1 pseudogene is annotated in these 483 nt (G+C 52.8%); it reads right to left on the bottom strand.

Annotation, left to right across the window (positions count from 1 at the left end):
- Positions 1-183 precede the first annotated feature (183 nt).
- Positions 184-483 (bottom strand): annotated as a pseudogene (locus tag ACU8YC_RS26610) (TetR family transcriptional regulator); the annotation flags it as partial.

Below are 483 nucleotides of genomic sequence, written 5' to 3' on the forward strand. Positions count from 1 at the left end.
GCTCTACCGACTGAGCTATCCGGGCAACGGGGCGCATTAAACCGTAGTCACGTCTGTCAGTAAATTAAATTTCGGGAAAAACCGTTCAACCGCTTAATATTACGGCAATCTACGCATTTATGCCTGAAGATTGAACAAAATAGCGTGGTGCCAATGTCTCACCACCCAATAAGCGTTGTGCGCTTAAGTCAGCGCACCGCCCATACGGCACTGGGCAAAGCGCAGGATATCTTCAGCCAGACGGTGTGCTGTTTCGACATCAGCATGGCTACGATTGACCAACATGCGGCTCAGGCAGCCTTCCAGCACCAGCTCCATCTGTTTGGCAACCATGGCCGGGTCGTCAACTTCCAGCGTCGTGAGCAGTTCATGGGTGAAGTCATGCGCCGCCTTTCTTTGTTGATCGGCTAACTGATGGATCGGATGTCCGGGATCGGGGTAAAACGTACAGGCGGCGATGAACAGGCAGCCGGTATAGCGATT

The sequence above is a fragment of the Citrobacter sp. VF227 genome, assembly GCF_052950715.1.